The sequence below is a fragment of the Limosilactobacillus oris genome (assembly GCF_025311495.1).
In the GTDB taxonomy this organism is placed as follows: domain Bacteria; phylum Bacillota; class Bacilli; order Lactobacillales; family Lactobacillaceae; genus Limosilactobacillus; species Limosilactobacillus oris_A.
In genome coordinates this window covers 1,957,802-1,972,705 of the sequence record NZ_CP104398.1, presented here as the reverse complement: position 1 = coordinate 1,972,705, position 14,904 = coordinate 1,957,802, and the positions used below count along the sequence as shown (strand labels likewise).

Below are 14,904 nucleotides of genomic sequence, written 5' to 3'. Positions count from 1 at the left end.
CTGCCTGAGCAGCAATGGCACGCCGTTGCGTTATCCTTGTTTACTTAAAGCCGTCCGAGAACACACCCCGGCCCTGGATGAAGTAGTCAACTCCAGAGTAAATGGTGAAGAACAGACAGATGTACAACATAATTTGACCAAACGGAATATTCCAGATGGCAAAAATAACGTTGTTTAGCAGCAAGAAGATAATTGCGATAAACTGCGTCGTCGTCTTAATTTTTCCAGGCATCTTTGCAGCTAAAACCGTACCATCCTGTTCTACCAACAGCAACCGCAGACCGGTTACTGAAAGTTCCCGCCAAATGATGATCGTGGTGACCCAGGCAGGCACTACCTGACTGCCAGTCAAAACGATAAAGGCAGTCATTACGAGCAGCTTATCTGCTAGGGGATCGGTAAATTTACCGAAGTTCGTCACCAGGTGATGTTTCCGGGCGATCCGCCCATCTAAGTTGTCAGTAATGGTCGCCGCAATGAACAGGATTGCGGCAATCAGCTGGGCCACGGGAATCGTCGCTCCCCAAAAGGTCACGCTACCCCAGGCAAAGGGCACCACCATTAAAATCAGGAAGAAGGGAATAATTATTAATCGTACAACGGTTAGTTTGTTAGGTAAATTCAAAAGCTCGTCCTCCCTGGATTAACGTGTGGTGGTTTGCTGGCCACCGGTAGTAGTAGTTCCCTGATTACCAGTCGTCGGGGTCGTAGTCGTCTGCTGACGGTTAGCAGTCGTGGCATTTGACGTTCCCGTCGTGGTGGAGTTGGTTGTTGCCGACCGGTTGACCGCAGTCGTCGTATTGTTAGTGGTGGTCCGTTGACCATTATTCACGGTCGTATTATTAGTGCTTGAAGAGCTGGCGGTCTGGCTACCAAAGTTGATGGTAATCGTCCGCGTCGTTTGGGCCTTTCCGCTATTGGTAAAGTTAATGGTCCGCCCACCAATTTTAATGGTCGTAACCGCCGGATTAGTAACGGTGATCACCAGGGAAGTCGTTCCCTTGGCAACCTTGACACTGCTCTTCCCGTTAGCGGTCAAAGTCCGGCTCAAGAGGGTGTCAGTGTTATTTGCCACGGCCCGAACCGTCGAACTGCCGCTTGTCTGCACATCCAGGTTAACAGCCTTATTTAGCTTGCCAGCGGTATAGGTAACGGCAGTTGCGGTCCGACTTTGCTCCGTCAGTTTCAGCTTTGCCGTGCTGGTTTTAGTCGAGGTCTTCTTAGCAGACGATGCCTTTTTCCGGCTTTCACCAGAAACGGATACGGAACTATTGTCAATCCGCGTCGAAGAATCACGATGGCTCCGTGCAATCGCGGTAATCCAGATTGCCGCCAAAACAACCACGATTACACAGGCAATGATAACCGTTGGCAAATATTGGCGCGCTTTGGAAACACTATTGCTGACGGTCTTACGCTGGCTAGCCCGTGTTTCCACTGCTTGGGAAATATGGTCAGAGTATTCCGCCGTCTTTGCTTCAGGCAGGTCATCATCGTACTCCCGCAGCAGTTCTTTACCATCTAAGCCAACCGTATTGGCGTACTGCTTGATAAAGGCACGGACATAAAAATCACCTGGCAATTCATCGAATTTTTCATCCTCAATTGCAATCAAGTACCGCTTCTGAATCTTCGTGATTTGTTGAAGGTCGTCTAATGTGTAGCCTTTCGCTTGCCGGGCCTCCCGCAGCTTTTTACCAATTTGAATTTGTTGTTCGCTGTCGTTTTCACTCATTATCTTATCTCCATTAATCTCTTAGTTTTACTCACTGGATAATTATATCATGCCGCCTGCCAGGTGAAAGTTAAGAAAATATTTATTTACTGGTGCTGGGGAACGATTTGGTAGACTGACATCGCCTGGGGCACAATGAAGTCGGTTGCTGCTTGGTGCAGGTCAGCCAGCTCCAGCTCCTGCAAGAGACGAATTTCATCCATCAGGTTAGCATCATCATAGAGGCGGCCAGCATAGCGATTCCCTACCGCCTCGGGAGAATCAAGCAGGCTAATCAAGCGGCCCACTTCAGCCCGCTTTACTCCAGCAAACCGGTCGGCTGCCTGTTCCAGCTCCTGGTCGGCATTTTCTAAAATCACCATCACTTCATCCGCAAACTCTTCCAGCTGCTCGGTATTCGTGCTGATCGTCGCAAAGTCAAAGCCCCGCTGCATATCATAGCTATAGCCGAAAGAATCATCAATGATCCCCTTATCATAGAGGCGCAGGTAGTTGGCCGAAGTGTCATCAAGTAGCATATCCAATAACAGGTCCACCGCCAGCTTATACTTCAAGCGGTCGCGACCGTTAGCAAAGGTCTTCGTACCCCGAACTCCTACCATGATTTTCGGGCGGGAAACGTTCATTGTCAAAGAACGGAACGGAATTACGTCGTGACCAGTAGGATTAGTCAGTTCAAACAGACGCTGCGGGGCCTCCTGAGCGGCAAATGACCGGCGCTGCTGGTTGGCTTTAATCCACGTCATGGTTTGGGCCGGTTCTAGCTTCCCCACCAGCAGCAGGGTCATATTACCTGGCTGGTAAAAAGTCCGGTAGCATTCCATTAACGTCGACGGCGTAATCTGCCGAATCGACTCGACGGTTCCGGCAATATCAATCCGCATCGGGTCATGCGGGTACAGGTTGCCGAGCATCCCCAAGTAAAGCCGCCAGCCCGGGTCATCATTGTACATTTGAATTTCCTGCCCGATAATTCCCTGTTCCTTTGCCACCATCTGCTCCGTAAAGTAAGGCTCCTGCACAAAGTCGAGGAGGACGTCGAGGTTCTCGTGCAGGCGGCTCGTCGTCGAAAAGAGGTAGCTAGTCTGGGTAAAACTGGTAAAGGCGTTCGCGTCTGCCCCCAACTCGCCGAAGAGGTCGAAAGCGTCGTGGTCCTGCTTTTCAAAGAGCTTATGTTCTAAAAAATGGGCTGTTCCGTCGGGCACCCGGACCGCTTCGTCCCCCTGGTAGGGGATAAAGTGGTTATTAACCGAGCCAAAATCGGTGGTCATAATCGCATAGGTTTTGTTAAATCCCGCCATCGGCATCAACTCCACCCGTAAACCATTTGCCAGTGTTTCCCGGTAGACAGACCGGTTAAATTCACGATAAAGATAATTCTCCATTTAGTTTAATTCTCACCACTTAATAAGTATACCGCTTGCTTTTTCATCATTTTGGCAACCGCCACCACTTGCTCACGGGTAACCGCATGAATTGCGGCCGCCTCGTCCTGATTAGGCAAGCCTAAGAGCTGGTTAGTCAGTCGCCGGCCAAGAATGTTTCCAGCGAGGTCATTACTCGACAGGTACTGGTTAGCTAGCCCATTCTGCACCTCCGTAAACCGTTCCGTACTAAAACGGCCCGCTTGCAGGTCTGCTAACTGGCTGTCAATCAACCCCTCGACCTGGGCTGTCCGCCTGGAATCAATCCCTGACTGGACACTCAGGAGCCCATTAAACGGCATTAACCGGCTAGCTGCGTAATAAGCCAATCCTGCCTGTTCACGGATATTAACGTAAAGTTTGGAAAAGGGGCTACCCCCAAAGAGGTCGTTAAAGACAATCCCGGCGTAATATAGCTCCGTACCGCTATACAGTGGTAACTGGTAACCAATGTTGAGTTTTGCCTGGCTGACCGGTTGATATTCCACCTGCCGTTGAACCTGCCGGTAGAGCGGCTGGTGGTAAAGAATTTCCGGCTGCGCATCGGCATTCGGTCGGGGCGTAAACGGCAGCTGAGCAAACGCCTGCTTCACCTGTTCTTCATCAATATTCCCCAGGAAGAAGATGTCGACCCGGTCGTTAGCCAGCATCCGCTGGTAGGTCTGGTAAACGCTGGCGGGTGTCAGTTGACTAACCGCCTGGGTCCGGCCAAAACTCGGAATCTTCATTACCGAGTCATCACGGTAGTAAAGGTCCAGCAGGCGGCGAGCCGCCCAAAACTGCTTGTCGTCATAGTAGCCCTTGATGGTGCTCTGCAAGTTAACTGCCTGCCGCGCAAACGTTGCCTCATCAAATTGGTTATCGCTGACCAGCGGGTTAAACAGCATTTCCTGGATCAAAGCTAGCAGTTGTTGGAACAGGTCCTCATTAGCCAGCTCATTATTGACAAAGCTGGCCTTCAGGCGAACACAGTGCAGCCGGCCGACCCGGCTAACCCCCATGTTGACGTATGCCCCGTACATCTTTGCTAACTGGTCAGCCAGTTCAGTCTGCGTCGGGTACTTGTTCGTACTTGTCTCGAGTAAGTTGGCTAACAGGTTCCGCGCCGTTGCATTGTCTGCCGTTTGCGGCGTAGCAAAGTTAATTAGGATCTGGTTCATATTGAATTTGTTCGTAGGGATTACTTCTAAATTGACCCCATCAGTTAATTGATACCGCATGAATATCATCCTTCCTATCCAAAATACTCCATTCCATACGGGTTAATGATACGTTATCTGCTAGGCAAATTCAAACTGCCGCCGCGATGAGCATAAAGCGACCCCCAGAGTCGGCAGCTGCCAAACTCTGGAGGTCGTTTTTTCGAATTGATAGGCCTATTCCTATTCACTATCTGGGCCCAGGAAGTTACTGTCCTTGCCAAACCACTTTTCATTAATCTGCCGGAGCTGACCATCCTTTTGCAGGCGGCCTAAGCCCTGGTTGATTTTCTTGCGGAGGGTCTTGTCACCTTTCCGCATCCCAACACCAAAGTATTCTGCCGGCAGCTGCTTGCTCTCATAAACCTGATAAGCATTCTTGTCCTTCTGGTGGTCAACGTAATAGTCGGCATACACCTGATCCATTAGGATGCCCTGAATCCGGTTAGCATTGAGGTCAATGAAGGCATCCGGGAAGGTATCATAGAGGACCGCAGACTTATTTTTAATTTTATCCTTTAACAGCTTAGGCTTAGCATCCAGAACCGCCGCCCCAGTAGACCCATTTTGGACCCCCAGCGACTTACCAGCCATCCCACTCAAGCCGTCAATGTGGCTGCTCTTTTTCGTTACCAGGACCTGCCGGTTGTCTAGGTATGGCCGGCTAAAGGCAACTTTCTTTTCCCGGCTCGGATTTATGGAATAACCATTCCACAGCAGGTCAATCGTCCCGTTCTTCAACTCGGTCTCTTTCATTGACCAGTCAATGGTCTGAAAATCAGCCTTAATCCCATACAGCTTAAAGACTGCCTTCGCAAGGTCCACATCATAGCCAACCAGCTTACCGTTCTTTTCGCGAAAGCCCATCGGCACAAAGCTATCATCTAGGCCAATCACCACTTTTTTACGGCGCTCAATCCGCGACCAGGTATCCTGCGTATTGGCCCGGGTCGTAACACTCTCGCAGCCCCCCAGCAAGAAAGTGGGGATCAGCAGGATCAGCAACAGCCAGATTGCCTTAACCTTTTTCATATGCCTCTTCCTCTTTTCTTTTTAAGCGTCCTTACCCAGATCTTCTACCTGGTTTACAGCCTTATCAAGGGCCTGCACCTTCAAAATATCGTCCGCAATCGTATCAGCAAAGTCAAAATCGTGGGTAACTACCAGTTGGGTCATCCCGTCCTTCTTCAGCCCCAAAATGATTTTGGCTACTTCTTGCCGCAGGTTGGGATCCAACGCTGAAGTTGGTTCATCGTAGCAGAGAATTTTCGGTTTCATTGCCAGTGCCCGGGCAATGGCGACCCGCTGCTTCTGTCCGCCAGATAGCTGGTAGGGGTAGAGGTCACCCTTCGTACTCAATCCCAGCTCTTCTAAGAGAACCTTAGCGTCCTTGACTGCCGCCGCTGTATCCTTCTTCAGAACCATCGTCGGGGCAAGGGTAATATTCTCCATAACGGATAAGTTAGGAAAAAGGTTGTAGTCCTGAAAGACTACCCCGATCACCCGGTCCGTGTCCTTACTCCCCTGAGGATCAAAGGGCTGGCCGTCGACCAAAAACTGCCCGCTATCTGCCGTTTCCAAACCAGTGATGCAACGAAGCAGGGTCGTCTTCCCGGCTCCAGAAGGACCGACAATGCTTAAAATTTCGCCATCTTTTACCGTCAAGTTAACGTTGTCCAAGATGACCCGGTTGCCAAAACTCTTCGTTAAATTCTTAACTTCTAACATTGCAATTCCTCCTACTTAAAGTATGCGTAGCGTTGTTCAACCTTCCGCAATATCAACGTGCAGATCCCAACTAAAATTAGGTAGATCAAGCCGACCAGCAGTAACGGCAGCAGGGTGACATCCCGTGAAGTGGCGACGTTCCCGGCCCGTAACAGGTCGCCCAGGCCAATTACGTAAACCAGTGATGAATCCTTCACCAAGTTGATTACTTCATTACCAATGGACGGGATGACGATCTTGACCACTTGGGGAATCACAATCTTGCGCAGGGTTTGCCAATAGCTTAACCGCAATACCCGGGCCGCCTCAAATTGACCTTCATCAATTGCCTGGAACCCACCCCGAAAGATTTCGGCGAAATAGGCAGCGTAGTTTAGGATAAAGGCTACCAGAGCGGCGTCATAACGTTGGAAGACAATTCCAATGATTGGCAGGCCATAGAAGACAAAAATCAATTGCAGTAGGAGCGGCGTCCCCCGCATTAACCACACATAAATTTCCAGGATCCACTTGAGAGGGCGAATCTTAGAAATCAAGCCCAGACTAACAAGGATTCCTAGCGGCAAAGAGCCAATCAGTGTCCAGAAGAAGATTTGCAGGGTCAGCGACGCCCCCTGGAATAATGACGGTAAAATTGATGAAATATAAGACATATAATTATCCTCCTTCTCGTGTTCAGCAAATGGCCCTAAACAAAAAGTCCCCTAGAATCCAACTGGATCCTAGAGGACGAATCAATCGTGGTACCACCTCAATTTGCGGCCGCTTCACAGCACCCGCCTCGGTAAGTTCATCAAGTCTGCGCCCACCTCGCTGGAAAACAAAAACACCCCCGAGCCAATTTGGCTCCGAGGGCGTTTCCGCGGTTCCACCTCATCTTGCCAGTCCCTCACGGTAACTGGCCTTAGCGAGTTCATTATGATAAACTCCGTGCTGTAACGGGCGACCCCGGACCAACCTACTAGGCTTCAGAAGGTCAACTCACAGATGTGATTCAAGTACTTTAACAGGTCCATTCCCACCAGCCTAGACTCTCTTAGCTGCTAGAAGCACTTTACTAGTCTGTTCATTGTCATTTGCTTTATTGATTGTAAATGATACTACACTCATTATATTTTAATGTCAAGCCAATTTACATAGTTTTTTCTGTCGTTGCCCACGAATATAGTGACCGGATTGGCCAGTAAAGGACAACAAAGTAAACAAGGTTTAACGCGAGGGTCGGTGCAAGTGAGAATGCTAGGTAGTCACCAAAGCCGACACTGGTAACCCCAATCAGGGAGTAGGCCCAGTAGTTGACCGTCGCAAACACCACGAGATCAACAAAGAAAATCATGATGTTCGTCAAAAAAGACGGGGTAAAATAATGGGCGAACATCCTGGTGAGCGCAACGATGCAGGGAAAGAGGACCATGTATAAGCCCAGGATCCCCGATATATAAACATCGGCAACCACCCCCGCCGCGATTGCAAACGGGATCAGCGGAATCTCAATCCCATCTTCAAAGAAGTAGGATAAGACCAGCCACAGAATAACCAGCTCACTCGCCATCGAATACGGGTAGCGGAAAAACAGTGGTGCCCAAACATGGCTCAGTGAACCATCAAGAAAAAGGCAGACAAACAGGCCAAGCGGGAAAACATACTTTAATCGTGATAATCGGTACATGGCAATCACTCCCGAGCAGTACTTTCCGCAACGGTAACAATATTGATGTCATTAAAGTTGCTGGCCGGCGTAATGTACACCTTCTGGGCAAGGCCGTAATCATCCTTGCCGATTCGAGCAACTTTCCCGACATAGAGGCCCTTCGGAGTAACGCCACCCATACCACTGGTAACGACCTTGGTCCCCTTCTTGATTTTCGCCTTGGAGCTGACCTGGCCCATTACTAATTCATTCCGGTCGGCATTATAACCAGTGATAATCCCGTTGACGAGTTGGTCGCTGCTCCCGCCAATAGAAATCGCAAAGCGACTTGAAGCTTCATTAGTGTCACTGAGCAGCTCAACCTTGCTATTTGTCTTGTTGACTTCCACGATCCGGCCAACCAGGCCACCATCACTCATCACTGGCATATTCTTTTTGATCCCGCTGGACTGGCCCTTGTTAATGACCAGCTGCTGCTGCCATGACGACGGGGTCCGCGTTAACACAGCCGCCGTCACAGTATCATAATCAGTCATCGACTTTCCCAGCTTGAGTTCCTGCTTCAATTGCTGATTCTCATGAGCAAGCGTCTGGTCCCGAACCTTCGTCTGTGCCAATTCCGTCACTTGCTGCTTTAATTCACGGTTCTCCGAATAGGTATTCATCAAATCGTTAACCGAGCTGAAGCTGGTTTGCAGCCAGTTAACCGGTAGCGCAACCGCACTATCAGCAAAGCCAACGATATCGTTGCCAAACTGCTGAATCAATGGCGGTGTATTTCGCCGGTTGCGGAGGGTAACTGATCCTGCCATAAGGCCAAAACAAACAACCAGAATTACCACAATGATCACCAACCGACGATTGGAAAAGAATTTTTGCATGCTAATCCTCCATTGTGGGCAAGATAATAAAAGGGGGCTAGACAAAACAAATCGTTTTGCGACCAGCCCCGCCTATCACTAGCCAAATCTAATGATATATCTTTGACTGTCAATTGACAGCTATCTCAAAATCATTTCTCTTTGCTTACTTCTTCATTACGTCAATGCTCTTTAGTGATTCACCAGTCCCGATGGCTACACAGTCCAACGGGTCATTAGCGATAAACACTGGCACCTTAGTAGCATCCGCAATAACATCTGGCAGGTGCTTCAGCAAGGCTCCCCCACCAGTCAGAACAATTCCGTGGTCAATGACGTCCGCGGCAATTTCTGGTGAAGTTTCCTCAAGCGTGCCCTTAATAGCATTAATAATGTTTTCGACAACGTCCTGAAGAGCAGTTGAAACGTCCACAGCGGATACTTCCATCGTCTTTGGCAAACCGGTTACCAAATCCCGGCCGCGAACTTCGGTCGTTCCCATTTCCTTGGCAGCTTCAACGGAAGCAGAACCAACATCCCACTTCAGCTTTTCGGCAGTCCGTTCACCAATCAGGAGGTTCATGTTTTGCCGGACATACTGGGCAATGGCATCGTTCATCTTGTCACCAGCCATCCGAATTGACCGGCTAGAAACGATTCCCCCCAGTGAGATGGTAGCAACGTCAGTCGTCCCACCACCAATATCAACCACCATGCTCCCGGTCGGGTCCATTACTGGAAGACCGGCACCGATTGCGGCCGCAAACGGTTCCTCGATGACGTACGCATCACGCGCACCAGCAACCCGCGTAGCGTCGATTACGGCCCGCTTTTCTACTTCCGTAATACCGCTTGGGACACAAACCATTACGTATGGCTTGCCATTCCCATTACCGAGGGCCTTGTTGATGTAGTACTTCATCATGGCAACGGTGGTATCGTAATCAGCAATCACACCGTCCTTCATCGGCCGAATTGCAACAATACTTTCTGGGGTTCGGCCAATCATGTCACGGGCGTCGCTCCCAACGGAAATAACTTCGTTGGACTTAGCATTCCGCGCAACAACTGATGGCTCCCGGAGTACGATTCCCTTGCCCTCAAGGTAGACAATCGTATTCGCAGTTCCCAGATCGATTCCCAAATTTTTGGTTCCGATTCCTAGCACTCTGTTTCTTCCCTTCGTTTTTAAGACTGATAATCTTTTGAATTCAATACCGTGGATATTATACCATAGCCACGGGTCACATACGAACATAAATATACATTATTAGCCGTTCCGGGTAAAACCTCACTAGGGAAATTAAATCTTTCTTTACCTTTTATTACTTTAACTGACTTTCCCGCCAGCTAAAGTACTGCTCTTGACCGACAATCAGGAAGTCCAGCATCTGAAGGCCGAGAATTCGACTGCCCCGCTCTAGTCGTTTGGCAAACCGCAGGTCCTGTTCAGAGGGCTTGACGTCCCCAGAAGGATGATTATGGACCATCACAATTCCGGTCGCGGATTGCCGCAGTGCATAGGCAAAGATCTGGTCAGGGTACAAGAGACACTCACTCTGACCACCCTTGAAGACCGTCTTGTAGTCGATAACGTCATTATGAACATCAGTACAGGCAATCACAACACTTTCCTGCTCATCACCCGCAAAGTAGTCGATCATCTGCTGGCCTAGCGTCACGCTGGAGTATGCGTGTCCGCAAATTTCCGGGTGGCTCTTCCCTACCAGTTTTCCAAGCTCAATTCCCGCAATCAAGGCCCGCATTTCCGGGCCCCACTCCAGGACCTGGGATCGCTGGGCACGTGACATCTGTTTAACCGCGAGCGGGTTGGGAAACCAGTCTAAAAACTTCAAAAAAAGTTCTTTATTACGCTTGATTGTCGCCGCGGGAATACTCCGGGCTAGTAAATTGACGTACTGATCTTCAACTGAGTTAGTCATACTTATCATTCTCCTTTTCGGCTCTAAATAATAAATACGACTGCTTTCCTAATTTGCATCAAATAGGTGGTGAACTTCTGAAATAAAATAAAGTGAGCCGGTGACAATCATAACGTCGTCGCTGCTTAGTTCCTGAGCTACCTGCTGAAAAGCCAATTGCCATTGTTCGACAACTTGAATTGGGTAGCGGGCCTTGATCTGCTGGGCAGCCGCGGCCAAGTCAGCGCTTGGTCGCTTAGGCCCCGGTCCCGCAAAGTGGGTAACGGTGATATGGACATTTCCAAGGCTCGCCAGCTCTCCAAGCATCAGCTCGTACTGCTTGTCGGCCAAAATGGCCACCAGCAGGTAAACGTCCCGGTCGGCGAAATCATCACGAATCGTCTTAACTAGTGCCTGGATTCCAGGAAGGTTATGCGCCCCATCCAACAACACCAACGGTTCCGTGTTAACGGGTTCCAGTCGTCCCGGCCACCGCGTCTCTGCCAAGCCGGTCAGCAAGGCATGCCGGTCCAGGGGGTAATGGTTACTCGTGAGAAATAATTGGACTGCCGTCAGAGCCACCGCGGCGTTTTCCACCTGATAGTCACCGCCCAGGCCTAACTGTCCCCGAAGCTGGTGCAGTCCCACCCCAGAATAAGTAATCTGAGCAAAGAAACGGTGGTTGGCGGTCTTTTTAACCGTAAAGTCACGATCCAACGCGTACAAGCGGGCGTTCTTTGCCACTGCCGTTTGCTTAATCACAGTTGCGGCACTTGCTGGCAATTGACCGACTACTACTGGACGGCCCGCCTTAATAATACCCGCCTTTTGCGCGGCAATTTCTGCTAGGGTATTCCCCAAGTACTTCATGTGGTCCCAGCCGACCGTCGTAATCACGCTGACTTCGGGAACGATCACGTTTGTCGAATCATAGAGGCCCCCGATTCCAACTTCCAGCAGTACCACGTCCGGCTGTTTTTCCGCCATGTACAAAAACATGATGGCCGTATCAATTTCAAACTCCGTCGGTCCCCCCTCGGGTAAGGCCTGGTCAAGTTTAGCCACTACCCCGGCGACCTGGTTCGTCAGCCGCACCAGGTCCGCGTCGCTGATCTGTTCGCCATTAAGCTCGATTCGTTCGTTAAAGCGGGTGATAAAGGGCGAAGTAAAGCTGCCAACCGTCAAGCCGCTTTCCAGCAGCATTGACCGCATCATCGCCACGACCGACCCCTTCCCATTGGTTCCGGTGACGTGGATGTACTTTAAGCCCTCCTGCGGGTCGCCGAGTTCTTTTAAAAAGCGCCGCATCCGCTTGAGCGTCGGAATTTTCTTGAATTTCGTCCGGCCGTGGATAAAAGCCAACGCCTCTTCATACGTTGAAATCATCTTAATCCTCCTTTATTCAAAACAAGGCGGTCAACGAGTCACGATTGACCGGTTAACCGCCTTGTTGGGGACATCAATTAATGTTAAGCATCTTGCAATGAAGCCAAGCGATCTTGTGCGGCTACCAGCTTTTGCTGCCACTCAACCGCCTTTTGCTTTTCGGCTTCAACGACCTTTTCAGGAGCATTTTCAACAAACTTCTTGTTGCCGAGCTTCTTGTTGGAACGTTCAACTTCCTTTTCCAGCTTGGCAATTTCTTTCTCCATCTTGGACCGTTCTTCGTCCAGGTCGACCAATTCAGCCATCGGGATAAAGACTTCCGCCCCGGCCAGGATACTGGACATCGCCAGCTTTGGTGCTTCCACGTCGGCCCCGATCTTTAATTCTGCCGGGTGACAGAAGCGATCGATGTAATCGCGGTTCGCATTGAGCATCTCGGCCAGATGGGCGTCCTTAGTCTTAACCAGGATGTCTACCGGCTTCGACATCGGCGCGTTAGCTTCGTTCCGGATGTTCCGGACTGCCTTGATCATTTCAATCAGGCTGTCCATTTGCTCCGTTGCGGCCGAATCATTCAGTTCAGCATCAGCCGTTGGGTAAGCAGCTACCATGATCGACTTGCCATCGTGCGGCATCGACTGCCAAAGTTTTTCCGTCACGAACGGCATGATTGGGTGGAGGAGCTTCAGGGTTTGATCCAGGACGTAGCCAAGAATGTTCTTGGTATCGGCCTTTTCTTCTGCGGTCCCGTTATTCAGCTTCTCCTTGGTCATTTCAATGTACCAGTCACAGAAGTCGTTCCAGATAAAGTTGTAAAGCGCCCGACCAACTTCACCGAATTCAAACTTCTCTGACATTTCGGTAACCTGTTCAATCGTGGCGTTCAGCCGGCTTAGGATCCACCGGTCAGCTAAGTCCCACTTGTCCTTGGCCGGCAGGACTGGTGCTGGCATCTCACCAAGGTTCATGATTACGTACCGGCTGGCGTTCCAAATCTTGTTGATGAAGTTCCAAGCCGCGTCCATCTTGGTGTAGGAGAATCGAATGTCCTGGCCTGGGGTGGAACCGGTAATCAGGAACCAGCGCAGTGCGTCCACCCCGTACTTCTTGATGACATCCATTGGGTCAATCCCGTTTCCGAGAGACTTACTCATCTTCCGGCCCTGTTCATCCCGAATCAAACCGTGCAGGAGAACGTTCTTAAACGGTGCCTTGCCAGTAAATTCGAGTGACTGGAAAATCATCCGGGAAACCCAGAAGAAGATGATGTCGTAACCAGTAACCAGGGTGTTGGTTGGGAAGTAGCGCTTGAAGTCTGCGGAATCAGTATCCGGCCAGCCCATTGTTGAGAACGGCCAGAGGGCACTGGAGAACCAGGTGTCAAGGACATCACTATCCTGCTCCCAGTTCTCGGCATCCTTTGGTGCTTCCATTCCGACGTAAACTTCCCCGGTCTGCTTGTTGTACCAGGCCGGAATCCGGTGACCCCACCAGAGTTGTCGAGAGATTACCCAGTCATGAATATTTTCCATCCACTGGGTAAAGGTGTGCTCGAACCGTTCGGGAATAAAGTTTACCCGGTCGTCCGTCTGCTGGTTCTTGAGTGCCATTTCAGCCAGTGGCTTCATCTTAACAAACCACTGGGTCGACAGGCGCGCTTCGACTTGGACCCCGGTCCGTTCGGAGTGACCAACTGAGTGGGTAATTGGCACTACTTTGAGCATGTAGCCTTGATCTTCCAGGTCCTTGACGATTGCCTTCCGGGCTTCAAACCGGTCCATACCTTCGTACTTGCCGGCATTTTCGTTCATTGTGGCGTCTTCATTCATCGTGTTCAGTTCTGGCAAGTTGTGGCGCTTACCAACTTTGAAGTCGTTCGGGTCGTGGGCTGGGGTAATCTTAACCATCCCCGTTCCGAAGTCTGGGGTAACGTATTCATCGGCAATGATTTCGATTTCCCGGTCAACCAGTGGTACTTTGACCTTCTTGCCGACCAGTTCCTTGTAGCGTTCGTCGTCAGGGTGGACAGCAACCGCTTCGTCACCAAACATCGTTTCCGGACGGGTCGTGGCAATTTCGATGTAGTCCTTGCCGTTAAAGGTCGTGCCGTCGGTAAACGGGTATTTAACGTGGTAGAAGGCCCCCTGATCATCCTTGTGGACAACTTCAATGTCAGACAGGGCCGTCCGCGCTTGCGGATCCCAGTTGATAATGTAAGTTCCCCGGTAAATCAAGCCCTTCTTGTAAAGGTCAACGAAGACCTTCCGCACGGCCTTGTTCAGCCCCTCATCCAGGGTAAAGCGTTCCCGGTCGTAATCAACGGAAATCCCCATCTTGGCCCATTGCTGGTGGATAATGTCGGCGTACTCGTCCTTCCAGTCCCAGACCTGTTGAACGAACTTTTCCCGGCCCAGGTCGTAACGGGAAATCCCCTGCTTGCGCAACCGGGCTTCCACCTTCGCCTGGGTGGCAATTCCGGCGTGGTCCATTCCCGGAATCCACAGAACGTCATAACCCTGCATCCGCTTTTGCCGGATAATAATATCTTGCAGGGTCGTATCCCAGGCGTGGCCCAAGTGAAGTTTCCCGGTAACATTCGGCGGCGGGATCACGATAGAATACGGGTGGGCCTTCTTGTCACCGCTGGGTTTGAACAGGCCCTGGTCAATCCACCATTGGTAGCGGCCAGTTTCAACTGCTGACGGATCATACTTAGTTGACATCTCTTTTGTCATCGTATAATCGCTCCTTTCACATTTTGTTTACTCCATCATCTTCGTAAGCACGACTAATAAAAAAATCGCCCCATCATTTCTGATAGGACGATTGCTCGCGTTACCACCTAAATTGAGCCAAGTCATGACTCCCCTCATTCATTTGGTAACGGTGATGAACCGGATTAGCCTAATAAAGGTTCAGCCAATCAGCTCCCGAGCTACATTCGTCAGTCAGCAGCCAGGCCCTTTCACCAACCGGCCCTCGCTAGGCACTACACGACT

General features: G+C 50.4%; 13 protein-coding genes and 2 other annotated features (1 of these 15 running past the window's edge). All 13 genes read right to left on the bottom strand.

All coding sequences use genetic code 11. The features are described from left to right. Window positions 1-40 precede the first annotated feature (40 nt). Window positions 41-625 (bottom strand): CDP-diacylglycerol--glycerol-3-phosphate 3-phosphatidyltransferase, encoded by a 585-nt coding sequence (pgsA, locus tag N4599_RS09755; protein ID WP_003714395.1) that lies wholly within the window; start codon window positions 623-625, stop codon window positions 41-43. Between the two features lie 18 nt (window positions 626-643). Then, on the bottom strand, window positions 644-1,735 hold the full coding sequence (locus N4599_RS09750) for a helix-turn-helix domain-containing protein (RefSeq protein WP_056984072.1): 1,092 nt from the start codon (window positions 1,733-1,735) through the stop codon (window positions 644-646). Between the two features lie 86 nt (window positions 1,736-1,821). Continuing rightward, on the bottom strand, window positions 1,822-3,120 hold the full coding sequence (yfmH, locus tag N4599_RS09745) for an EF-P 5-aminopentanol modification-associated protein YfmH (protein WP_260899747.1): 1,299 nt from the start codon (window positions 3,118-3,120) through the stop codon (window positions 1,822-1,824). Between the two features lie 5 nt (window positions 3,121-3,125). Further along, window positions 3,126-4,379 (bottom strand): EF-P 5-aminopentanol modification-associated protein YfmF, encoded by a 1,254-nt coding sequence (yfmF, locus tag N4599_RS09740; RefSeq protein WP_260899745.1) that lies wholly within the window; start codon window positions 4,377-4,379, stop codon window positions 3,126-3,128. Window positions 4,380-4,541: 162 nt separating this feature from the next. Further along, window positions 4,542-5,390 carry an amino acid ABC transporter substrate-binding protein gene (locus N4599_RS09735; protein ID WP_260899743.1) on the bottom strand — a complete coding sequence of 283 codons (849 nt, stop codon included), beginning with the start codon at window positions 5,388-5,390 and terminating at the stop codon, window positions 4,542-4,544. Between the two features lie 21 nt (window positions 5,391-5,411). After that, a complete protein-coding gene (locus N4599_RS09730) occupies window positions 5,412-6,086 on the bottom strand; it encodes an amino acid ABC transporter ATP-binding protein (protein WP_191363765.1) in 675 nt (224 codons plus the stop codon). Window positions 6,087-6,097: 11 nt separating this feature from the next. After that, on the bottom strand, window positions 6,098-6,739 hold the full coding sequence (locus tag N4599_RS09725) for an amino acid ABC transporter permease (RefSeq protein WP_003714449.1): 642 nt from the start codon (window positions 6,737-6,739) through the stop codon (window positions 6,098-6,100). A 69-nt stretch (window positions 6,740-6,808) separates the two neighbouring features. Continuing rightward, window positions 6,809-7,165: a binding site (T-box leader), on the bottom strand. Between the two features lie 53 nt (window positions 7,166-7,218). Next, window positions 7,219-7,755, bottom strand: a complete 537-nt coding sequence (mreD, locus tag N4599_RS09720) for a rod shape-determining protein MreD (RefSeq protein WP_191363764.1) — start codon at window positions 7,753-7,755, stop codon at window positions 7,219-7,221. Between the two features lie 5 nt (window positions 7,756-7,760). Continuing rightward, complete coding sequence (mreC, locus tag N4599_RS09715) at window positions 7,761-8,618, bottom strand: rod shape-determining protein MreC (RefSeq protein WP_191363763.1); 858 nt, start codon at window positions 8,616-8,618, stop codon at window positions 7,761-7,763. Between the two features lie 145 nt (window positions 8,619-8,763). Further along, window positions 8,764-9,765: a rod shape-determining protein gene (locus N4599_RS09710; protein WP_003714382.1), complete on the bottom strand. Its 1,002-nt coding sequence runs from the start codon at window positions 9,763-9,765 to the stop codon at window positions 8,764-8,766. A gap of 157 nt (window positions 9,766-9,922) precedes the next feature. Next, window positions 9,923-10,540 carry a JAB domain-containing protein gene (locus N4599_RS09705; RefSeq protein WP_191363762.1) on the bottom strand — a complete coding sequence of 206 codons (618 nt, stop codon included), beginning with the start codon at window positions 10,538-10,540 and terminating at the stop codon, window positions 9,923-9,925. 48 nt (window positions 10,541-10,588) lie between these two features. Beyond that, window positions 10,589-11,905 (bottom strand): bifunctional folylpolyglutamate synthase/dihydrofolate synthase, encoded by a 1,317-nt coding sequence (locus N4599_RS09700; protein WP_260899741.1) that lies wholly within the window; start codon window positions 11,903-11,905, stop codon window positions 10,589-10,591. An 83-nt stretch (window positions 11,906-11,988) separates the two neighbouring features. Next, on the bottom strand, window positions 11,989-14,640 hold the full coding sequence (locus N4599_RS09695) for a valine--tRNA ligase (RefSeq protein WP_260899740.1): 2,652 nt from the start codon (window positions 14,638-14,640) through the stop codon (window positions 11,989-11,991). 80 nt (window positions 14,641-14,720) lie between these two features. Further along, window positions 14,721-14,904: a binding site (T-box leader), on the bottom strand; it runs 27 nt beyond the window's last position.